At 68.8% G+C, this 21417-nt stretch carries 22 protein-coding genes; 4 read left to right on the top strand and 18 right to left on the bottom strand.

Annotated elements, in window-relative coordinates; all coding sequences use genetic code 11:
* Positions 1-120: 120 nt before the first annotated feature.
* Genes ABZX92_RS32785 through ABZX92_RS32815 form a run of 7 tightly spaced genes read right to left on the bottom strand, consistent with a single transcriptional unit; the run spans position 121 to position 6472 of the window.
* Positions 121-642, bottom strand: coding sequence for a hypothetical protein (locus ABZX92_RS32785; RefSeq protein ID WP_355567971.1), 522 nt, complete (start codon positions 640-642; stop codon positions 121-123).
* Positions 643-682: 40 nt separating this feature from the next.
* Positions 683-1729 carry a Gfo/Idh/MocA family oxidoreductase gene (locus tag ABZX92_RS32790; RefSeq protein ID WP_355567974.1) on the bottom strand — a complete coding sequence of 349 codons (1047 nt, stop codon included), beginning with the start codon at positions 1727-1729 and terminating at the stop codon, positions 683-685.
* 5 nt (positions 1730-1734) lie between these two features.
* Positions 1735-2205, bottom strand: a complete 471-nt coding sequence (locus ABZX92_RS32795) for a hypothetical protein (protein WP_355567977.1) — start codon at positions 2203-2205, stop codon at positions 1735-1737.
* Entirely contained in the window at positions 2202-3029 is an 828-nt protein-coding gene (locus ABZX92_RS32800) for a carbohydrate ABC transporter permease (RefSeq protein WP_355567980.1), read from the bottom strand. Before ABZX92_RS32800 ends, ABZX92_RS32795 begins: the two co-directional genes overlap by 4 nt.
* The gene (locus tag ABZX92_RS32805) at positions 3026-3895 is read right to left on the bottom strand and encodes a sugar ABC transporter permease (protein ID WP_355568041.1); all 870 of its coding nucleotides are present in this window, start codon (positions 3893-3895) and stop codon (positions 3026-3028) included. Before ABZX92_RS32805 ends, ABZX92_RS32800 begins: the two co-directional genes overlap by 4 nt.
* A 32-nt stretch (positions 3896-3927) precedes the next feature.
* Complete coding sequence (locus tag ABZX92_RS32810) at positions 3928-5196, bottom strand: extracellular solute-binding protein (RefSeq protein WP_355567982.1); 1269 nt, start codon at positions 5194-5196, stop codon at positions 3928-3930.
* 10 nt (positions 5197-5206) lie between these two features.
* Positions 5207-6472, bottom strand: a complete 1266-nt coding sequence (locus ABZX92_RS32815; protein ID WP_355567985.1) for a Gfo/Idh/MocA family oxidoreductase — start codon at positions 6470-6472, stop codon at positions 5207-5209.
* Between the two features lie 115 nt (positions 6473-6587).
* Between ABZX92_RS32815 and ABZX92_RS32820 the strand changes: the two genes are divergently transcribed.
* A complete protein-coding gene (locus tag ABZX92_RS32820; RefSeq protein ID WP_355567988.1) occupies positions 6588-7493 on the top strand; it encodes a nucleoside hydrolase in 906 nt (301 codons plus the stop codon).
* A gap of 56 nt (positions 7494-7549) precedes the next feature.
* Positions 7550-8035, top strand: coding sequence for a hypothetical protein (locus tag ABZX92_RS32825; protein WP_355567991.1), 486 nt, complete (start codon positions 7550-7552; stop codon positions 8033-8035).
* A gap of 154 nt (positions 8036-8189) precedes the next feature.
* Here the strand turns inward: ABZX92_RS32825 and ABZX92_RS32830 are convergent, their stop codons facing one another.
* On the bottom strand, positions 8190-8387 hold the full coding sequence (locus ABZX92_RS32830) for a hypothetical protein (RefSeq protein ID WP_355567994.1): 198 nt from the start codon (positions 8385-8387) through the stop codon (positions 8190-8192).
* Between the two features lie 65 nt (positions 8388-8452).
* On the opposite strand from ABZX92_RS32830, the gene ABZX92_RS32835 reads away from it, so the two are divergent.
* On the top strand, positions 8453-9040 hold the full coding sequence (locus ABZX92_RS32835; RefSeq protein WP_355567996.1) for a DUF4360 domain-containing protein: 588 nt from the start codon (positions 8453-8455) through the stop codon (positions 9038-9040).
* Here the strand turns inward: ABZX92_RS32835 and ABZX92_RS32840 are convergent.
* Entirely contained in the window at positions 9027-10148 is a 1122-nt protein-coding gene (locus ABZX92_RS32840) for an MFS transporter (protein WP_355567999.1), read from the bottom strand. The genes ABZX92_RS32835 and ABZX92_RS32840 overlap by 14 nt on opposite strands.
* Positions 10148-11245, bottom strand: a complete 1098-nt coding sequence (locus ABZX92_RS32845; RefSeq protein WP_355568002.1) for a CaiB/BaiF CoA-transferase family protein — start codon at positions 11243-11245, stop codon at positions 10148-10150. The genes ABZX92_RS32840 and ABZX92_RS32845 overlap by 1 nt, the downstream gene beginning before the upstream one ends.
* 131 nt (positions 11246-11376) lie before the next feature.
* Here ABZX92_RS32845 and ABZX92_RS32850 point away from each other — a divergent pair, with 131 nt between their 5' ends.
* Positions 11377-11793 carry an organic hydroperoxide resistance protein gene (locus tag ABZX92_RS32850; RefSeq protein WP_355568005.1) on the top strand — a complete coding sequence of 139 codons (417 nt, stop codon included), beginning with the start codon at positions 11377-11379 and terminating at the stop codon, positions 11791-11793.
* Positions 11794-11841: 48 nt separating this feature from the next.
* On the opposite strand, the gene hemL is transcribed toward ABZX92_RS32850, so the two are convergent.
* The 8 genes from hemL to ABZX92_RS32890 all read right to left on the bottom strand — a co-directional run bounded on the left by hemL (position 11842) and on the right by ABZX92_RS32890 (position 21349).
* Positions 11842-13164 carry a glutamate-1-semialdehyde 2,1-aminomutase gene (hemL, locus tag ABZX92_RS32855; protein ID WP_355568007.1) on the bottom strand — a complete coding sequence of 441 codons (1323 nt, stop codon included), beginning with the start codon at positions 13162-13164 and terminating at the stop codon, positions 11842-11844.
* Positions 13164-15206 (bottom strand): acetate--CoA ligase family protein, encoded by a 2043-nt coding sequence (locus ABZX92_RS32860; RefSeq protein ID WP_355568010.1) that lies wholly within the window; start codon positions 15204-15206, stop codon positions 13164-13166. The genes hemL and ABZX92_RS32860 overlap by 1 nt, the downstream gene beginning before the upstream one ends.
* A 96-nt stretch (positions 15207-15302) precedes the next feature.
* Entirely contained in the window at positions 15303-16589 is a 1287-nt protein-coding gene (hemA, locus tag ABZX92_RS32865; protein ID WP_355568013.1) for a glutamyl-tRNA reductase, read from the bottom strand.
* Positions 16590-16591: 2 nt separating this feature from the next.
* Positions 16592-17575, bottom strand: coding sequence for a porphobilinogen synthase (hemB, locus tag ABZX92_RS32870; protein ID WP_355568015.1), 984 nt, complete (start codon positions 17573-17575; stop codon positions 16592-16594).
* On the bottom strand, positions 17575-18375 hold the full coding sequence (locus ABZX92_RS32875) for an aspartate/glutamate racemase family protein (protein ID WP_355568018.1): 801 nt from the start codon (positions 18373-18375) through the stop codon (positions 17575-17577). The genes hemB and ABZX92_RS32875 overlap by 1 nt, the downstream gene beginning before the upstream one ends.
* Positions 18372-19541 (bottom strand): FAD-dependent oxidoreductase, encoded by a 1170-nt coding sequence (locus ABZX92_RS32880; protein WP_355568021.1) that lies wholly within the window; start codon positions 19539-19541, stop codon positions 18372-18374. The genes ABZX92_RS32875 and ABZX92_RS32880 overlap by 4 nt, the downstream gene beginning before the upstream one ends.
* Positions 19538-20248 carry a hypothetical protein gene (locus ABZX92_RS32885; protein WP_355568024.1) on the bottom strand — a complete coding sequence of 237 codons (711 nt, stop codon included), beginning with the start codon at positions 20246-20248 and terminating at the stop codon, positions 19538-19540. Before ABZX92_RS32885 ends, ABZX92_RS32880 begins: the two co-directional genes overlap by 4 nt.
* Before the next feature lie 165 nt (positions 20249-20413).
* Positions 20414-21349, bottom strand: coding sequence for a DMT family transporter (locus ABZX92_RS32890; protein WP_355568027.1), 936 nt, complete (start codon positions 21347-21349; stop codon positions 20414-20416).
* Between the last annotated feature and the right edge of the window lie 68 nt (positions 21350-21417).

Genomic DNA, 21417 nt, shown 5'->3' on the forward strand with positions numbered 1-21417 from the left:
GCCACGGGTGGCGGCGCGGGTTCCGGTTCGGGCTCCGGCAGCGGTTCCGGCTCCTGAAGTTCAGCGAGCGTGCGTAAACACGAACACGAAACCGCAACCAGCTGCAAAGTCTAACGCACCTCAGCCCCGACGACCACGGGGATGTGGCACCGCGAACTTCCGCTGCATCGACGAGACCCGGAAGATCAGGTAGCAGGCGAGGCCGGCGGCCCCTGCCGAGGCCAGCGTGGACAGGGTTGAGAACACCACGTACGCGGGCGTGTCCAGCAGCAACGACTCGAAGATGTCGCAGCCCACCATGGCCAGGAACGCGTACTGCCACGGCTTGATCAGCGGGCTGGCCACGCGCTGGTCGAACGGCACGTCGCGCTGGGCCGGGTCGCTGGCCCGCCACACCTGCGACACCGTGCGCACGCCGTGCAGGGCGATCGCCTCGGCGTTGTGGGTGACGCCGCGGAACCACAGCAGGGACGCCACCGCCGCGGGCACGACCAGCACGATGGCGAGAAAGCTCCACGAGGACGAGCCGCCCCGCCAGTCCGTGATCGTGCCCCAGACCGACTCGAGCGCCGAGAGCGCGATGAGGCCGATGCTGACGTACCCGGTCAGCCGGACGTCCTTCAAGTCGATGTAGGTGTCCAACGCCACAACTCCCCGAACACTGGTGGACCCGCGCGGCAGACTACCGCCCGAAACCGCAGCCCAGCTCGGTGAACGTGGCGATCTTCTCCGCGGCGCGCACGACGACCTCGTCGATGCCGTCCAGGACCACCCGGTCGGTGACGCGGCGCGCCGGCACGAGCGGCACGTCCGCCTTGCCGCACTCCTCGACGACGGCCGTGAACGCGCGCGCGGCCGCCAGCGGCGCCACGAGAGGCTCACCGGTCTGCCGGTGCCGGATGAGGTTCTCCAGCAGATCGACCGGAGCAGCGACCGCCATCTTGTGGTCGTTCACGGTCAGCCTGTCGTCGTCGTACCACCACACGGCCTGACCCAACGAACCGTGCACCAGAACAACCGGTGGCAACGATGTCGAGGCGCACAAAGTCGTCGCCACCACCACCGGAGGCGCGCCATCGGCCGTGACGCGCACACAGGCCGTGTCGTCCGCGGTGATCGTGTCGCGGCACCGGAACAGCTCCAGCTCGACGCCGATGTCCGTGCGCTCCTCGACGTCGGCCAGCAGCAAAGCGTTCTGCAGAGCGTGCGCGAACGGGTTCACCAGCGTCCCGTCCTCGCCCTGCCGCCCCGCCCACGCAGCGCGCTCGTAGTAGGAGTCCGAGCGCACCCAGCGCCCGGCCGCCCCGATGCCCGAGATGTCGCCCAGAGCACCAGAGCCGATCAACGAGCACAGCCGCCGGTACGACCCTGTCCCCTGCGACTGGAACCCGACCTGGCACACCAGCCCGCGCTCGGCGGCGGCAGAGCTGATCTCGTCGAAGTCCGCCACCGACAGCAGCGCCGGCTTCTCGACCAGCACGTCACACCCGAGAGCGAACGCGGACAGCACCAGATCGCGGTGCGTCGACGGTGGCGACGAGATCACCACGATCTCGGGGTGCAGCTCGGCCGCGAGCGACGGCAGATCGGGGTAGGACGGCACCGGCACGTCGACATCGGCCACGTCCACCACGCCCACGAAGGTCGCGAGCCCGTCGTGGCCCAGCCGGAGCAGGTTCTCCACGTGCCGCGCACCGTGCCCACGCGCGCCGACCAGCGCAACACGCATCGTCCTCACCCTTCTCGGGTGGACTCCGCAGCCAGCGCCAGGGGTCCGCCGATCACCAGCGCCAGCGGAGGCAGGGCCCACACCAGCACACCGGCGACCACCAACGCGGCCATCAGCATCGGCCGAGGTGCTTCGAATTTCAATGCGCCGCGCCATCCGAGACGTGCTTGATCAAGAAGAACCGCCCCGATGGCCGCCGACGCGAGCAGTACCGCACCCCGAACGAACCAAGGCGCGGGCAGCACCGTGACCACCAGCAGCACATCCACGACCAGCAGCGCCCACAGCGCCGCGAACACGACCCCCGGCGCCCACCGCACCCGCAGCAACGACCAGAACCGCCCGGCCGGAAGGTCATCCCGCAGCACGGCACACCCCGCCCCGAAGGCCGAGTACGCCGTCACCAGCGGCAGCGAGGCGACGAACACGAACAGCCCCACCAGCAGGGCGTCCGCGAGCGTCTCCAGCCGGTTCATCCCTTCAGCCCCGTCGTGGCCACACCGGCGACCAGGAACCGCTGGAACGCCAGGAAGAACAGCCCGATCGGCACCAGCGACAGCACCGACATCGCGAACATCGGCCCGTACGAGGACGACGACGTCTGGTCGATGTACAGCCGCAGTCCCATCGGGATCGTGTAGTTCTCGGTCGACGACAGGTAGATCAGCTGCGAGAAGAAGTCGTTCCAGGTCCAGATGAACGTGAAGATCGCGGTCGTCACCATGGCAGGCCTCGACAACGGCAGCACGACGTAGCGGTAGTTGCGGATCGGCCCGCACCCGTCGATCTTCGCGGCCTCGTCCAGCTCGAACGGAATCCCGCGCATGAACTGCACCATCAGGAACACGAAGAACGCGTCCGTCGCGAGCAGCTTCGGCAGGATCAGCGGCACGAACGTGTCGATCATGCCGAGCTGCTGGAACACCACGTACTGCGGGATCAGCGTGACGTGCGCGGGCAGCATGATCGTGATCAGCGCGAACGCGAACAGCGGGCCTGACAACCGGAAGCGCAGCCGCGCGAACGCATAGGCCGCCAGCGAGCACGACACGACGTTGCCGATCACCGCGCCACTGGCCACGATCGTCGAGTTGCGCAGGAACGTCCAGAACGGCTCCCCGCCCGCACCCTCCAGCGCGCCCGCGTACCCGTCGCCGGTGATCCGGCCGGGGAACAACGAGCGCAGGTTCGCCACCAGATCCTCGACCGGTGTGAGCGAGGCCGAGATCAACCACACGATCGGGTACAGCACCAACGCCAGCGCGGCCAGGCACAGCAGGAAAACCGCCGCCCGCTTCATCGTTCGTCTCCGTAGAACACCCAGTACCGCGAGGTCCGGAACAGCACCGCGGTGATCACCGCGATCGCCACCAGCAACACCCACGCCATCGCCGACGCGTAACCCATCCGGAACTCCGTGAAGCCGCGCTCGTACAGGTAGAGCGTGTAGAACAACGTCGAGTCGGCCGGTCCGCCCCGACCACCGCTCACCACGAACGCCTGCGTGAACGCCTGGAACGCGTGGATCGTCTCCAGCACGAGGTTGAAGAACAGCACCGGCGACAACATCGGCAGCGTGATCGACCACAGCCGCCGCCACCAGCCCGCGCCGTCGACCGCCGCCGCGTCGAACAGGTCGCGCGGAATCTGCTGCAACCCGGCCAGGAAGATGACCATCGGCGCGCCGAACTGCCACGCCGACAGCAGCACGATGGTGATCAACGCGTAGTCCGGCGTGTCGACCCAGGTGTCGAAGATCGCCCGCCACGCCAGCGCCAGCCCGACCGACGCGCCCAGCAGCGATGGCGCGTAGAAGGCCGAGCGGAAGAACGCCTGTCCCTTGCCGCGCAACGAGTTCAGCAGCAACGCGACGGCCAGCGCCAGCACCAGCTTCAGCGGCACCGACCACACGACGTACTTCAGCGTGACGACGACGGAGTCCAGGTAACGCGGATCGTCACCGAAGAGCTTGGCGTAGTTGTCGAAACCCACCCACTGCGGCGAGTTGAACAGGTCGTAGTCGGTGAACGACAGGTACAGCGACACGACCATCGGCGCGACGGTGAGGCCGATCGCGCCGAGCAGCCAAGGCCCGAGGAACAGGTACGCGACGCCCTGCGAGTTCTTCGGTCGCCGAGGGGGCGCGCCCTCGGCGACCGACTTCACCGGTGCGGGAGAGACCCGCTCGGCGAGCACCACTACTTCAACGCTTCTTCAGCGTCGCGCCAGAACTCCTCCAACGCCTGGTCGATCGTCTTCTTCCCGAAGACGACCTCCTCGTGCTTGCGCTGCATCAGCTTGTAGATCGTGCCGTCGCCCTTCGGCGGTGCGGCCGGGGCGTCGCCGAGCTGGGCGTCGACCGACTTCTGGTACTCGAAGATGACCTTGTTGGCGCCGCTGAGGTTCTGCGCCACGGCCTCGCGGATCTTCAGGTTCGCCGGCAGGCCGCGGTTCGCGCCGAGGATCTTGCCCGCGTCCGGGTCGTTCAGCAGGAAGTCGATCAGCTTGACCGCCGCGTCCTTGTGCTTGGTGCGGGAGGACGCGCTGACCAGCTGCGAGGGCTTGCGGTACGAGCCGAGGACTTCCTTGCTGTCACTGGGATACGGACCCAGCGCGAGCTCACCGGGTCGCACCGTGTTGTAGCCGCCGTAGAGGCTGTCGTAGGTGTGTTCGGAGGCGGACAGCTTCTTGCCCATCGGCGTCTGCTCGGCGCCGGCGTTCAGCGTCGTCACGAGCTCCGGCGGGGTGGTGGCGTTGCCGTCGCGGAAGTCCTTGGAGAGCTGCCAGAACGCCTTCAGGTCGTCCTTGGAGTACCCGAGCTTGCCGTCGTCGGCGTAGAGCTTCTTGCCGCGCTGCCGCAACCACGTCTCGAAGACGTCCTCGGTGCCGCCGAAGTCCGTCGCGCCCGCGATCTTGCCACCCGTGCTGGCCTGGATCTTCGCGGAGGTCTCCTTGTAGTCGGCCCAGCTCCAGCCGATTCGCGGCGGCTTCACACCGGCCGCGTCGAACAGCTTCGGGTCGTAGACGATCGCGGTGGCGTTCTGCGCCAACGGCATCGCGACCTGCTTGCCGCCCAGCTTGCCGCTGCCGATGAAGCCGGAGTTCCAGTCCGCGGTGCGGATCTCCTTGCCCACGTACGGGGAGAGGTCCAGCAGCACGTTGCGGCCCGCGTACTCGTTGAGGTAGCGGTAGTCCATCTGGATCACGTCCGGCGCGTTGCCGCCCGCGATCTCGGTGGACAGCTTCTCGAAGTAGTTCTGGAAGTTCTGGAACGACGTCGAGACCTTGATGCCGGTGTTGCGGCTCTCGAACAGCTTCACCGCCTCGTTGGTCACCTTGGCGCGGTCGTCGTTGCCCCACCAGATGAAGCGGATCTCCTGCTGGCCGTCACCGCCGCCTTTGGCACCACAACCCGACACCACCAGCGCGGCACCGAGCACCAAGCCCACAACCTTGTGCGCTTTCACCAGATCTCCCCTATCGCAGGTCGATGACGTCGACGACGCGGACCGGTTCCCCGGTCTCGAAGCTGCGGTTGGCGGCGAAACCGGTCAGCAGCGAGAGGGTGCCGTCGTAGTGCGTCGCCTTGCGTCCCAACGGGTCGTGTTGCCCGGCAGGTCCGTACAGCGCGTCGACCATGCGCTGGTCGGCGCCGCCGTGACCGTCCCGGTCGTACTCCAGCGGGATCTCTTCCCGTTCCTCGAACAGCCGTTGCACCGACAGCTTCGCCCACCCGTCCTCGGGGTTGGCGTTGACGCCGTGCACGGTCGGGTTCTGGCTCGACACCCAGGAGTTCTCGACGACTTCGAGTTCGAGACGCCCCTTGCTGCCGTTGACCATCAGCCGATAGCCCTCCCACGGCGAGTAGGCCGTGAGGTGGTAGGTCAGGTTCGCGCCGCTGGCATAGCGCACGATCACCGACATGTCGTCCTCAATGGACACACCCGGCTCGAACGGGTTCTGGTCGCGCCGGTACCCGTCCTCGTGCCGGGCGTCGACGTAGAGCTTCTTGAGCCAGTCGTTCTGCTCCAGCTTCAACGCGAACCGCTCGTCGTCCGCGTAGCCGTGCCGTGCGCCGTTTTCATCGCCGTAGAAGAACAAACGACCGTGCGCGTACACCGTGTCCGGCGTCGAGCCCACCCACCAGTTGAGCAGGTCGAAGTGGTGCGTCGCCTTGTGCACCATCAGGCCGCCGGAGTTGGCCTTGTCGCGGTGCCAGCGGCGGAAGTAGTCGGCGCCGTGCCGGGTGTCGAGCAGCCACTCGAAGTGCACCGACCCGATCTCGCCGACCGCGCCGTCCGCCAGCAGCTCGCGGACCTTCTCGTGGATCGGGTTGTAGCGGTAGTTGAACGTGACGGTGACGTTGCCGTCGTTGCGGTGCACCGCGTCCAGGATCTTGCGGGCGGACGGCACGTCCGTCGTCATCGGCTTCTCGGTCACGACGTCACGGCCGGCGTCGAGCGCTTCCACGATGTAGGTGTCGTGGAACCGGTCGACAGTGGTCACCACGACCACGTCGACCTGCTGCTCTTCCAGCATCTTCAGGTAGTCGCCGGCGTTGTACGCAGGGACCGGCTCGACCCCCAGTTCAACGAGCCGGTCGTTGTGGACGTCCATCCGGGTGCGGTTCACGTCGGCGAACGCGACGAGCTGACAGGTGTCCGCGTGCTCGACCGCGATGGCGTGGATGTGCCGCTCCGCCCGCGATCCCGTGCCGACCACGGCATAGCGCCTGCGGGCCATCACAACCTCCCCGGTAAACGGTTTCCACACGCTAGCCGCACCGGCCCTGACCTCGTCAAGGGTTCCGCGAAAACGTTTTCGGCTGTTTCATGGACGTGAACGGGAAGATGGCCTCATGCCCACCCCCGTAGTGCTCGACTGCGACCCCGGACACGACGACGCGATCGCGATCTTGCTCGCCGCCGGAGCGCCGGAAATCGACCTCCGCGCGATCACCACCGTCGCCGCCAACCAGACACTGGACAAGGTCACGCTAAATGCGCGGCGGATCTGTTCGGCTGCCGGAATTTCGGTGCCCATCGCGCGCGGGTGCGCACGGCCGTTGGTGCGGCCGTTGCACGTGGCCGGGGACATCCACGGAGAGTCCGGAATGGACGGACCGGCGTTCGGCGCGATCTCCGTTGACGTGGTGGAGGATCACGCGATCGACGTGATGCACCGGAACATGCCCGCGACCCTGGTCGCCACCGGAGCGCTGACGAACGTGGCGTTGTACTTGCGGCGCTACGGAACGGCCGCGGTGCGCGAGATCGTGCTCATGGGCGGATCGACCGAACGCGGCAACACGACCCCGTACGCGGAGTTCAACATCTACGTCGACCCCGAAGCCGCGCAGATCGTCTTCGACAGCGGCGTGCCGATCACGATGATCGGGTTGAACGTGACGCACCAGGCCCTGGTCACGCCCGCGGTGGTGGCGCGGTTGACCGCCCTGGGCCCGCTCGGCCGGATCTGCGGCGATCTGATGACGTTCTTCGCGGCGACCTACCGCGAGGTGTTCGGGTTCGAGGCACCGCCGCTGCACGACCCGGTGGCGGTGGCGCGGGTGATCGACCCGACGCTGGTGACGTGCGTCGAGGCGTTCGTGGGCATCGAGACCGTGGGAACGCTCACCCGCGGTGCGACCGTGGTGGATCTGCACGGGCGGCTGGGCCGGAAACCGAACGCACGGGTGGCCGTCGGGCTGGACGTGGACCGGTTCTTCGACCGGGTCGTCGACGCGGTGGCACAGCTCACGTAACGGCGTTGACGGCCTGGCGATGATAGGCGCATGGGGGCAATTCCTGGGGGTAAGTCATGACCAATCCTGTTTTCGACGCGCAGCAGCCTGCCGTCGAGCCACAGCCGGAGTTCGAGGCGTACACGCCCGCGTTCCCGGCACCGCAGCAGCCCGCGCCAATGGCGCCGCTCGCACCGCCGAAGCCGAAGAGGACCGGCGTCGTGGTGGTATCGGTGCTCCTCGTGCTGCTGTTCGGCGCGGCGGGTGCGTTCGGCGTCCTGCTCGTCCAGGAGAAGGACCACTCGGCCGGACTGTCCAAGCAGATCGAGGGCAAGGACCGGGAGATCGCGGATCTCACCAAGAAGGCCGCGGAGAGCAAAGAGGACGCCTCGCGCGCCGCGAACCTGCAGAAGCAGGCGGAGGCCGCGCAGAAGAAAGCCGAGTCCGACGCGGTGAGCTCGCAGAAGTGCAAGGACGCGGCCAAGGCGCTGACCGCGGCGGCGATGGCCAATGACCAGGCCCGCGGTGAGGCCGCGATCAGGGATCTGCTGGTTCAGTGCTGACGCCGGAGCCGTCGCTGGCGGAGGTGTTCGCGCCGCAGCAGCCGGTCGACGCGCCACCCGCACCAGTGCGTCGTCCGCAGAGGACCGCCGTCGTCGTGCTGGCGATCACCACCGTGCTCCTGTTCGGCGCGACGGCGTTGTTCGGCACGCTCTTCTACATCACGGTGAAGGCCTCGGTCGCCCAGGGCGGGGAGATCGAGGCCAAGACCCAGGAGATCGGGCAACTGAGGGTGCGGGCGGAGGCCAGCGAGGCCGAGGCCGTGAAAGCCCGCAACGAACGCGAGGCGCTGAGGTTCACCACCGCGCGTGACGAGAAGTGCGTCGCCGCGATCAAGGCGTATCGGGAGACCACGTACGCGACCGACCAGGCCGCTAACGTCGAGTGCCGCCGCCAGCGACTCCCCCGAGAGGTTCCTCATGCTGAACATGGCAGCGGCAGCACTAGTAGCCCTATCCGCCCTCGTTCCCGCCGACACGGCGGAAGAGCCGGCTCCCGTCCTCGAGGTCGTCACGGTCAACGGATCCGGCTGCAGGGCCGGGGACGCGGACATCGCGACCAGCGGCAGAACCTTCACAATCGGCTACCACGAGTTCCTCGCGCGGGCGGGCGACGGCTCGTCCCCGCTCGACATGCGGAAGAACTGCCAGGTCAACCTGCGCGTGAACGTGCCTGACGGCTGGACGTACGCCCTGGCGTGGACCTCGTACGCGGGCTACACCCACCTGCAGGAGGGCGCGACCGCCCTGCACCGGGTGAACACCTACCTGCAGGGCATGTCGCAGACCGAGTACGTGAACCACCCGTTCACCGGACCCTTCAGCGACGACTGGGAGACGCACTACCGCCCGGACATCTCGGAGATCCAGTGGTCGCCGTGCGGGTCGCCGCGCAACATCAACATCAACGCCGAGGTGCGGGTGAACCTCGGGTCCGCGGACCCGGACCGGCTGAACTTCGCGATCGTCGAGTCGAGCCGCGGCGCGGTGCGGGTCAAGCGCTGCTGAGCACCGGCCTGGCGGTGATCAGGTGGTTCAGCACCGCCGCGGCCACCGCCAGGCCACCAAAACCGCAGGCGAGCGTCGCCGGCGCTCCCCCACCGGCGAGCACCATGCCGCCCAGCCCCGCCCCGAGCGACGAGCCGAGGTAGATCGCGGAGGCGTTGAGCGACACCGCGACCGGGCCCTCCGCCGGCCTGGCCGCCATCACGCGGTGCTGCTGGGTGGCGGGGCAGCTCCACGCGCTCGCGCCCCACAGGAAGATCAGCAGGCCGGGCGGGCCGACGGGCAGCAACGCGAGGCTCACCCCCATCACGGTCAGCAGGACACCCATCAACGTCCTGGTGTCGCGCCAGCGGTCGATCACGGCGCCGGTGAGCAGGTTGCCGACGAGGCCGCCGACGCCCCAGATGACCAGGTAGATCGTCACGTTGTCGCGGTTCAGGATCGGCGCGATGTAGGTGTAGGTGCCGAGGCTGGTCAGCGTCGAGAAGACCGTGACGAGCACGATCGACAGGACGTGCCGGTCGGAGAGGACTCCCAGCCGGGCCTTCAATGAGGGCGGCGCGGCGGGCGGGATGGCGGGCAACGACACCGCCACCCCGATCATCGCCGCCACGCCCAGTGCGGTGACGAGCCAGAACGTGCCGCGCCAGCCGACGTGCGAGGCCAGCAGCAGACCGAGTGGCACGCCCGCGACCGTGCCCGAGCTGAGGCCGATGGTGATCAGCGCCAGTGCTCTGCCGCGGCGCTCCGGGGTGACCAGGGCGGCTGCGGTGGCGGCGGACATCGGGGAGTACAGGCCCGCGCCGAAGCCCGCGATCACCCGTGACAGCAACAAGAACGCCAACGAGGTGGCCACCGCGCTCAGTACGTTGCCGAGGGTGAAGACGGCCAGCGCGGACAGCAGCACGACCCGCATCGGTTTGCCGGTGAGGAGAGTTGCGGCGATCGGCGACAGAAGTGCGTACGACAGCGTGAAAACGGTGACGAGCTGGCCGACCGCGGGGACGGGTTGCCGCAGGGAAGCGCTCATCTCGGGCAGGACGCCGGCCACGACATAGGCGTCGAGGCCCAGCGCCACCATGCCGGGCAGGAGCGGGAGGACTCGGCGCATCAAACGCTGCGAATCGCCGAGCTGTCCGCCCATCCGTCCACTCCCCAGTCCCGCAACGCATCCACCGAGTGCTGCCCGATGTGCGGCGCCGGTGCCGGAACTGCCGTCTCTGAACGCGAGAACCGCGGCGTGGGCCTCGGCTGGTGCTGGCCACCCACCTCGACGAACGAGCCGCGCGCCTGCAGGTGCGCGTGCCCGGCGACCTCGTCAGGCGCCAGAACCGGTGCCACACAAGCATCCGAGTCGGCGAAGATCTTCTCCCACTCCGTGCTGTCGCGCGACAGGAACGCCTCGCCGATCTTCACCGCCAGCACCGGCCAGCCGGACTCGTCGTACTGGTCGGGCAGCTCGGCCTCGCCCAGGCCCAGCTTCTCCAGCAGCTCGCGGTAGAAGTGCGACTCGACCGCGCCGACCGACAGGAACCGGCCGTCCGCGCACTCGTAGGTCGTGTAGAACGGCGCGTCGACCACCGTGACGCGGCCAGGAGTGTGGCGCCACTGGTCGATCATCACCGACAACAGCGCGGTGCCCTCGACCATGGCCGCGTCGATCACCTGGCCCTCACCGGACCGCGCGCGTTCCAGCAGCGCGGCCTGGATGCCGATCACCAGCTGCAGCGCGCCGCCCGCGAAGCTCGACAGGTAGTACGGCGGCGGCGTGGCAGGAGCCTGCCCGGGAACCGACAGCGCGCCGGTGACGCCGAGGAAAGTGATGTCGTGCCCCGCGCGCCGGGCGAGCGGACCGTCCTGGCCCCAGCCCGTGACGCGGCCGTAGACGAGCTTCGGGTTGCGCTGCAAGCACACCTCGGGGCCGATGCCGAGCTTCTCCGCGCTGCCAGGACGTCCGCCCTCGACCACGACGTCGGCTCGTGCCACCAGATCCAGCACCACAGCGGGCCCGTCGGCGTGCTTGAGGTCCACGGCAACGGAACGGCGGCCGCGCCCCAGCGGATCAGGAGAAGCCACCGGCGAAGCCTGGGCCGCCCGGTCGATGCGCAGCACGTCCGCGCCGAGGTCGGCGAGCACGGTCGCGGCGAACGCCCCGGCCACCGATCCCCCGAACTCCAGCACCCGCACGCCTTCCAACGGACCCGGCACAACCCCTCCAAAGATCTCGACGACGCTGCCCACACTTCCCGCGCGCGCACGCGAAGTCGCTACGAGGTCCCGTAGTGACCCGGCGCGGAATCCCGCTTAGCTTCGGCGCCAAAACGACTTCAAGGAGCGAAATGTCTGTGGTGTACACGGCGGACGTCACGTCGAGCGGCGACGGCCGCAAGGGGTCGGCGACGTCGGCCGACGGGGTGCTCGACCTGAAACTGACCAGTCCCAAGGAGGTCGGCGGCAGCGGCGAGGGCACCAACCCCGAGCAGCTCTTCGCGGCCGGCTGGGGTGCGTGCTTCCACTCCGCGCTGCGGCTGGTGGCGCGCAACGCCCAGGCCGACCTCACCGACAGCACCGTCACGGTGTCGGTGGACCTGGTGAAGGGCGACGACGGCTACCACCTGGGCGCACGCATCGTCGCGCTGCTTCCCGGTCTCTCCCAGGAGCAAGCCGACGACCTGGTCGGCCAAGCACACCAGCGTTGCCCGTACTCCAAGGCCACCCGCGGCAACATCGACGTCGAAGTCACCGCCAAGGTCTGACAAGCGAAAAGGGGGATGCCGCTGTGGCATCCCCCTTTTTTGTTGCTGTCAGGCCGAGGCAGCGGCCTTCGCGGCCAGCGGTAGAGCCGAGGCGATCCGGTCCAGCGCGCCGTCATCGTGCGCGGCCGACAGGAACCAGGATTCCAGCGCGGACGGGGGCAGGTAGACGCCCTGGTTCAGCATGGCGTGGAAGAACGCGTTGTAGCGGAACGTCTCGCTGGCCTTGGCCTCCGCGAAGTCCGTGACCGGATCGGCGGAGAAGAACACCGAGAACATGTTGCCGCTGTGCTGCAACTGGTGTTCGACGCCTTCACGGGCCAGTGCGTCGGAGATCATCCCGCCCACCACGGTCGCGGTGGCGTCGAGGTGCGTGTAGACCTCGGGCGTGCAGTGCCGCAGCGTCGCCAGACCCGCGGCCGTGGCAACGGGATTCCCGGACAACGTACCGGCCTGGTACACCGGACCGGCCGGCGCGAGGTGGCCCATCACGTCCGCACGACCGCCGAACGCCGCCGCCGGGAACCCGCCGCCCATCACCTTGCCGAAGGTGAACAGGTCGGCGGCGACGCCTTCACGGCCGTACCAACCAGCGCGCGAGAGCCGGAACCCGGTCATCACCTCGTCCGAGATCAGCAGCGCGCCGAACGCGGACGTCAGCTCCCGCAACCCCGCCGTGAAGCCGGGAGCGGGCGGGATGACGCCCATGTTGCCCGGAGACGCCTCGGTGATCACGCACGCGATCGTGTCCGGGTTCTCCACGAACGCGGCACGAACGGCGTCGAGGTCGTTGTACGGCAAGACAATCGTGTCGCTGGCCTGCGCGCCCGTGACGCCCGGCGTGTCCGGCAGGGCGAACGTGGCGACACCCGAGCCGGCCGCCGCCAGCAGCGCGTCGACGTGGCCGTGGTAGCAGCCCGCGAACTTGATCACCTTGGTGCGGCCGGTGAAACCGCGCGCCAGGCGGATCGCGGACATCGTCGCCTCGGTGCCGGAACTGACCAGGCGCACCGACTCGACCGGCTCCACGCGGGCCACGATCTCCTCGGCCAGCAGCACCTCGTTCAGCGTCGGAGTGCCGAACGACGTGCCGTGGCCGATCGCGTCGTACACGGCCTCCTGCACGGCCGGGTGGGCGTGCCCGAGGATCATCGGGCCCCACGAGCAGATGAGGTCCACGTACTCGCGGCCGTCGGCGTCGGTGATGTACGCGCCCTTGCCGCTCTTCATGAACCGCGGCGTGCCACCGACCGCGCGGAACGCCCGCACCGGCGAGTTCACCCCGCCCGGCACGGTCTTCTGCGCACGCGAGAACAGCGCTTCCGACTCGGGAGCCGCCGCGGGCTTGCCGATATCCACAATGGACAGGGTCATCAGACTTCCTTCGCGATCACGTGAGCGGCGTCGAGGATCTTCGTGCCCGACTCCAGCACTCGAACGGGGTTGAGGTCGAGCTCGAACCCGCCCTCCCAGCCGGACACCAGTGCCGCAACGGTTTCCAGCGTCTTCACCAGCGACGCGACATCAGCCGCCGCACGGCCACGCGCGCCGTCCAGCAAAGCCTTGCCGCGCAGCTCACCGACCATCTGCGCCGCATCACCGGGAGCGAGCGGCAGCAACCGCGAGGTCGCGTCGTCCAGCGCCTCGGTGAAGATGCCGCCGAGGCCCAGCGTCAGCACCGGGCCGAGGTCAGAGGTGTGCACACCGATGATCAGCTCGACACCCTCGCCGACCAGTTCCTCGACCAGCACCGCGCCACCGAAAGCCGACAGCTCGTCGAACGCGTCGGCAGCCTGGTCGGAGCGCACCCCGACCTTCACCGCGCCGACATCGGTCTTGTGCACCAGTCCGGGCACGACCGCCTTGAACACCGCGGTCCCGCCGACCTCGTCCGTGACCGCCTTGGCCTCGGACGCCGACGCCACCACGCGCCCGACCGGCACCGACAGACCGGCATCGGACAGCAGCGCCTTCAGTTCGGGCTCGGTCAGCTCGGCAGCCGGAGTCTCCACTCCCAACCCTGCCACCGCATCCAACGAACGCGGCTTGCTCACCTGCCACAGAGCCGCTGCCGCACGCACGGCACGAGCGGGCGACGGGTAGTCCGGCAGACCGGCCTCCCGCAGCGTCGCGCGGGCGTTCGGCGCGAGGAAGTCCGCGCCGGTGCGGGACACCAGCACCGGCTTGCCGGACTTCTCCGCCACCTTCGCCAGCGCCCGCACGGCCTTGTCGACGTCGCCGTCGGTCATCACGCAGAAGCAGCCGATGATCATGTCGACCGTGTCGTCGGCGGCGATGACCTCCAGCGAACGGTCGAACAACGACGGGTCGCTCAGCACCGCGGCCGTGATGTCGACCGGGTTGTTCGCGGAACCGAAGCTGGGGATGATCTCCGCCAGCGCCGCCCGCGTCTCGTCCTTCAACGGCGTCAGCTCAAGCCCCTGCGCCACCACGTCGTCCGCGGCGAGGATGCCCGAACCACCGGACGTCGTGACGACCGCGACTCGCGGGCCGGCCGGCCGACGCGGTGAAGTGAAAGCGTCACCGGCGTCGAGCAGCTCGTCGATGTCGCCGGCACGCACGATGCCGAACTGCCGCAGCGCCGCGTCCAGCACCCGGTCGTCCGTGGCCAGCGCACCGGTGTGGGAGGCCGCCGCCCGGCCGCCTTCCTCGCTGCGGCCGGACTTCAGCAACGCCACCGGCTTGCCCGAAGAGGCCAGCGAACGCAGCGCGGAAACGTCCGGCACGTTCTCCAGGTAACCGAGCAGCCCGGTGCACGACGGCTCGGAAGCCAGCTCCGCCAGCACCTCCAGCGCGGACACGTCGGCGTCGTTACCGGTGGTGATCACCCAGCCCGGCCGCTGGCCGCGTTCGATGCCCAGCGACGCCGCGCCGAAGCCCAAAGCGCCGCTCTGCGACACGATGCCGAGGCCACCCGGCTCCAGCGACACCACGGCCTCAGCGGAGAACAGGGGGCTGAACGTCGCCATGACCTTGTTGCCGAAGCCGACCGCACCGATGCAGTTCGGGCCGATCAGCCGCAGCCCACCGGCACGGGCCCGCGCCACGGTCTCGGCCTGCAGTGCCGCGCCCTCGTCACCGGTCTCCGCGAAACCCGAGGACGCGATGATCGCGACCTTGATCCCGGCGGCCACGCAGTCGTCGACGGCGGCGGGCACGCGGTCGGCCGACACCACGATGAACGCGAGGTCGATCGGGCCAGGAGCCTCCAGCACCGAGGTGTAGGCCTGGTAGCCGAGAATCGTGCCGCCCTTGGGGTTGATCGGCAGCACGCGGCCGGGGTAGCCGTACCGCTGCAGGTACGCGACGGGCTTGCGGCCCAGCGCGCCCTCGCGTTCGGTCGCGCCGATGACCGCGACGGACTCGGCGTTCCACAACAGGGACAGGTCACTCATGCGACACCCAATCTTGTTCCGCACAAACGTCGAACAACCGCTCAGGCGCACCCACGACCGCGGGCCGGCTCAGGCGGGCCGCACAGCTCCGCGCCCTCATGCGACGACCTCACTCGGTTCGCCGGGAACGTCGAACAACTTCCCCAGCACTTCCACGTACCGGGAGCCATCAGGGGCTCCCGCCAGCTCACGAGCCCGCACCGTGGGGCCGTGCAACACCTTCTCGACGATCCGGTGCACCGACAGGGTGATCTCCGAGCGGTGCTGCTCGTCGAACGTCGGCACCTTCCGGAACAACCGCCCCAGCTCGGCCTCGGCCGTCGTAGACGCGACCGTCCGCAGTTTCACCAGCGCGGGCGCCACCTTCGCGGCCCGAAGCGCTGCCAGGAATCCCTCGACCTCGCCCTCGATCAACGACCGCACCGAGGCCACACTGGACAGTGCCGCCTCGTCGGGACCGTTGCCCGCCAACGTCTCCAGGTCGACCAGCGACACCCCGTCGACCTTGGCGACGTCGCCCGCGATGTTGCGCGGCAGAGCCAGGTCGAGCAGGAACAACGGCGACCCGTCGCGGTGCCGCACGGCCTCCTCGGCGTCCGCAGCGGTCAGCAACGCCCCGGTGCCGCCGATGCAGGTCACGACGAGATCGACCTGAGCGAGCAACGACGGCAGGTCGTCGAGCCCGTATCCGTTGCCCCCGGTGGTTTCCGCGAGCCTCGCCGCCTTCTCCGGCGTGCGGTTCGCCACGTCGATGCGCGCCAGTCCGCTGCCGCGCAACGCCGCCACGACCACACCGGCCATCGTCCCGGCACCGACCACCAGCGCCGACCGGCCGGACATCGCGCCGACGACGTGCTCCAGCGCGGAAAGCCCGACCGTGGCGAGGGACCGCCCGGCCCGGTTGATGTCGGTCTCGGTCCGCACCCGCTTGCCGACGCGGATCGCGGACTGCACCAGCTGGTTGATCAGCGGACCGGCGGTGCCGAGGCGGCGCGACCGGTCCAGCGCGTCCTTGACCTGGCCGAGGATCTGGTCCTCACCGATGACGATCGACTCCAGGCCGCTCGACACCGAGTACAGGTGCCGCACCGCGTCCGTGCCCTCGTGCTGGTACAGGAACCGTTCGGCGTCCTCAGTGGACAGACCGAGCCGGGAGACCAGCTTCGAGCGCAGGAGCGTTGCGGCGGAGTCGGCCTGCTTCTCGACGTAGAACTCCATCCGGTTGCACGTGGACAGCGCGTAGACGGCACCGAACTCGTCGGCTTCGTTGAGCTCGCCGAGAACGGCGTCCAGGTCCTCGCCGGAGATCACCACCCGTTCCAGCACGTCGACCGGTGCCGAGGAGTGGCTGATGCCCAGCAGGGTCAGCTTGACGTCTCCCACGCTCACCGCTCCAGACGTGTGGCGAACTCGGTCGCCCAGTAGCTGATGATGATCGACGCACCGGCGCGCCGGATGGAGTTGAGGCTTTCCAGCACGACCAGGTCGCGGTCGAGCCAGCCCTTCGCGGCGGCGGCCTCGATCATCGAGTACTCGCCGGAGACCTGGTACGCCGCAACGGGAACGTCGACGTGCTCGGCGACGAGACGGACGATGTCGAGGTAGGCACCGGCCGGCTTGACCATCACGAAGTCCGCGCCCTCTGCGAGGTCCAGGTCGACCTCGCGCAACGACTCGCGGATGTTGCCGGGAACCTGCTGGTACGCACGGCGGTTGCCCTTGAGCGACGACTCGACGGCGTCGCGGAACGGGCCGTAGAACGCCGAGGCGTACTTCGCCGAGTAGCCCATGATCGGCACGTGCGGGAACCCGGCGGCGTCGAGCTTCGCGCGGATCCGGCCGACCTGGCCGTCCATCATGGCGCTCGGGGCGATCACGTGCGCGCCCGCTTCCGCCTGCACGACAGCCATGTCCGCGAGGCGTTCGATGCTGGCGTCGTTGTCGACGTCGCCGTCCGGGCCGAGCACGCCGGTGTGGCCGTGGTCGGTGTACTCGTCGAGGTTCACGTCGCCGATCACGACCGTCGCGTCACCGACCTCGTCGACGACGTCGCGCAACGCCACCTGCAGGATGCCGTCGGGGTCGGTCGCGCCGAGGCCCAGCGGGTCCTTCTCGACCGGGATGCCGAACAGCAGCAGGCCGCCGACGCCCGCGCTCACGGCCTCCGCGGCGGCTTTGCGCAGCGACTCGCGGGTGTGCTGGTAAACGCCGGGCATCGAGCTGATCTCGCGCGGCTGGTCGATGCCCTCGCGCAGGAACAGCGGCTGGATCAGGTTGCTCGGGTGCAGGCGGGTCTCGGTGGCGAGCCGGCGCAGCGCGGGCGTGCGGCGGAGCCGGCGGGGACGGGCGACGGGGAACTGAGAGGACATCACAGAGCCTTTCCGAGGAAGACGTTCTCGACGTGCTCGGTGAGCGCGTCGGAGGGGCGGCGGAACCAGTAGCCCGCCGTGGAGCGCTGAACCACGCCGAGCCGGTTGAGGTTCACCGCGAGCTCCGCCTGCCGGACGAGGAGGCCGGCGGGGTCGATCACCGGAACGCCGTGCAGCTCCTTGGTGCCGAGAGCCCAGAAGATCTCCGCCGGGATGCCCTCACCGGGGATCAGCACCTGGGCGCCCTGGTCTACCGCCTTCTTCGCGGCCGCGTCGAACACCTCGACGAACCGGTCGAAGTCGCCGTCGAGAGCCTGGCGCACGGCCTCGTGACCGTCGTCGACCAACTCGTAGGCGGCGAGACGGCTGGAGAGGCCGTAGCGCTCGATGTTCTCGGTGATGATCTCGCGCAACGCCGGCATGAAGCCGAGGACGCCGAAGCGGTAGCCGAGCATCGCCGAGTAGAAGAAGCTGGTCTCGCCATAACCCAGCGTCGGGATGGACGTCTGCGCGCGGCCGTCGTGCAGCCCGGGGTCCTGGCCTGCGGCGATCACCCACGCGTCGAAGCCCTGCCGTTCGGCTTCCACCGCGCCACGGGCGAAGTGGGCGTTGAAGTGGATCTGCAGCGCGCCGAACTTGACCAGGTCGAACGGCAGCTCGGTGTCGTAGGTGTTCTCCGGCAGCGTCTTGATGACGATCTCGGTGCCGGGCGAGGCGATCTCGGCGAGGTGCTTGCGGTACCACTCGTCGAGCAGCGGCAGGCGACCTTCGACGGTGTGCTTGTGGAACCAGATCTTCATGGGGCAGCGGACCCTTCCAGTTGTGGCGCTGTGCTGTTCGGTACCGAGTCGAGCATCGATGCCTGCACCAGGTAACGGGCCAGTTCGGCTGGATTGCTCGCGGTGGCGGTGAGTTGACGCACCGCGGCGTCGACGCTGCCCGCCTGTCCGTCCACTCCGGACACGCGTGCCTCGCTGCGCGGGATGACGTGGTCGGTGACCACGTTCCGGCGGCGTTGCGCGGCTTCGTCGAGCAGTGCGTTGTCGTGGTCGCCGTTGACCACAAAGGACAGAGAGGTGGCGAGATCAACCGCGTCGTGGATGCCGCAGTTCATGTTCATGCCACCGGCGGTGGACGTGAGGTGGGCCGCGTCGCCCGCGAAGAGCACGCGTCCCACCTTGTAGTTGTCGATCACGCGGCGGGACGTGCGGTAGGTGTGCGCGTCCTGCACGTCGATCCGGTCCGCCAGTGTCGGCAACGCCTTGTGCAGCAACGCTTCCGGCGAGATGTCGGCGTTGTGCGGCAGGCGCAGGATCACCCGCCAGTGGTCCGGCAGACCGAGCACGCTGCACGACTGGACCGGGTCGCGGAAGTACGTCATCGGCGAGAGACCAGGCAGCAACCGGTCCAGCTCCGTGGTCGTGATGACCCGCAGGGCGTAGGTCGGGTACTCGATGCCGGGGAAGTCCAGGCCGAGCTTGGTGCGGACCGTGCTGTGCGCGCCGTCCGCCGCGATCACGTAGCCGGCGCGGAAAGTGCCGTTCGACGTGATCAGGTCGACACCACGATCATCCTGCTGGACGTCCAGAACCTCGGTGTTCCACCGGACGTCAGGAATGTGCTTGAGCAGCAACGGGGTCAGCTCGGTCTGCTCGGCGTGCAGCCGGAACGGGTGCGCGGTCCGGTCCGCGATCGCGTCGTAGCCCATCCGCGTCAGCAGCACGCCCGTGCGGCTGCGCCACTGCAGATCGTGCACCTTGCGGCCGCGGGAGAGGAACTCCTCCGCCACCCCGAGGCCGGCCAGCAGATCGAGCGTGGCCGGGTGGAACGTGGAAGCACGCGACGCCGTGCCGAGCGCGGGTCCCTGTTCCAGCACCGTGACCGGAACACCCGCCCGTGCAAGCACCAGAGCCGCCGTCAGGCCAACAGGTCCAGCACCAACGACCACGATTTTCGGGACGATCACGGCGCCAGCCGCCAATCGACGACCGCGTCCGGCACGAGCCTGCTCAACGCCCACCACGCCGTGGCGAGGTTCGAGGTGAGGATCGTGCGTTCCGTGCCGGCGTTGAGCTCCTTCAACGCGGCCAGCGTGAACATGCCGGTGCCGGTCATCAGCAGCACCTCGTCGGCGGGACGATCTGCCTCGCGCACCTGCTCGACCAGCTCGGCCGTCGACACGTCGTAGGGCGAGAAACCCTTGCTGGAGCGCACTTTGACGATGTCGCGGACCTTGATCCCAGCGGCCTCCCAGTAGCCCTGCGAGAGGTCGGTGAGCCACTGCGCGTACGGCGAGACGAGCGTGACCTCCGTGGCGTCGATGCTCGCCAGCGCCGCGAGCACGGTCCGCGTCACCGTCGTGACCTCGACCCCGAACCGCGCGCTGAGGTCGTCGCAGAACTCCTGCTCGCGCTCAGGCCCCTGCAGGTAGTGCGAACCGCTGCACTCCGCGACGACCGCCTGGGCGCCGAGCCGGCCGAACGACGCGATCGCCGGGGCCAGCGCCTCGTTGTACTTCGCGATGCGCTCCCGCTGCTCGAACTCCGTGAACAACGGGAAACGGGTGGCGTGCACGTTCACGTGCCCGAACAGCAGCGCGGCGATTTCCGGTTCGACCGCCGCATTTCCTGATGGCACCACGACACCCAGTCGTGGGGCGGTTGGGTTGACCATGCCGCTGAACTTATGGTCGAGAGCTGCTGGAGTTCACTACGGAAGTCCGCAGAATTGCTTGATACATAAAAGACTGCGGGATGCCGAAGGGGATTTGCGCCACACGCGAAAAAGGGCCTCCCGGAACGTTCCGGGAGGCCCTTTCACGGACGGGAAGGCTGGGGGTCAGGCCTTCGCCGCCGCGGGTGCCGGGGAAGCAGATGACGGTGCCTCGGCCGCCTTGGGCTTGCGGCGGACGAGCATCACCCCGGCGACGGACGCGATCGCACCGACGTAGAGCGGCCACCCGGCGGGCTCGCCGAGCACCAGCGCGCCGAGCGCGACCGAGACGATCGGGAAGAGGTAGGTGACGGTGGAGGCGACGGTCGGGCCGTCCTTGGTGATCAGCTGGAAGTTCAGGACGTACGCGAGACCGGTGCAGATCGGCCCGAGCACCGCGATGGCGATCAGCGCGTCGGTGCGGAAGTGCAACGGCTGCAGACCCGCGAACGGCATCGCGACCAGCAACAACGCACTCGCGGCGGTCAGCTGGGACGCAGCCAGGGTGAGCGGCGGGATGCCCTTGCCTGCCAGGAACTTGCCCATGTAGGCGAAGCTCGCGCCGAGGCTGACCGTGCCGACGACGAACGCCACGATGCTGCTCGTGCTGCCCGCGGACCCGGCGTGCCACGGCGCGGCGATGATGATCGTGCCGGCCATGCCGAGCACCACACCGCCGATCTTGGTGGCGGTCACCTTGCGGTCCTGCCCGAGCACGTACGCGCCGACGATCGTCCACAGCGGCGTCGTCGAGTTGACCACGCCCGCGACGCTCGACGACCCGCCCTGCTCACCCCAGGCGAAGAGCACCCACGGAATGGCGTTGCCGAGCAGCGCGGCGATCGCGAGATGCCCCCAGATCGGGCCGAACGAGGGCAGTTTCCCGCCGCGGCTGTAAACGAACGGCAGCAGCACGAGCGCGCCGAGCACCAGCCGGGCGAACACCATCTGAACGGGAGAGAAGGTGAACCCGGCGATTTTGATGAAGAGGAAGACCGAGCCCCAGATGAGGCCGAGCGCGATCAACCTCACCAGGCTCATCCTGGACACGGCAGCAGACATCAGAAATCCCTGTTCCTCATGTTGGGAATCCAGACCGGAGAAGTTCTGCAACCAGCTTCACACGCGCG

It is taken from the genome of Lentzea sp. NPDC006480, from assembly GCF_040611995.1.
GTDB lineage: Bacteria > Actinomycetota > Actinomycetes > Mycobacteriales > Pseudonocardiaceae > Lentzea.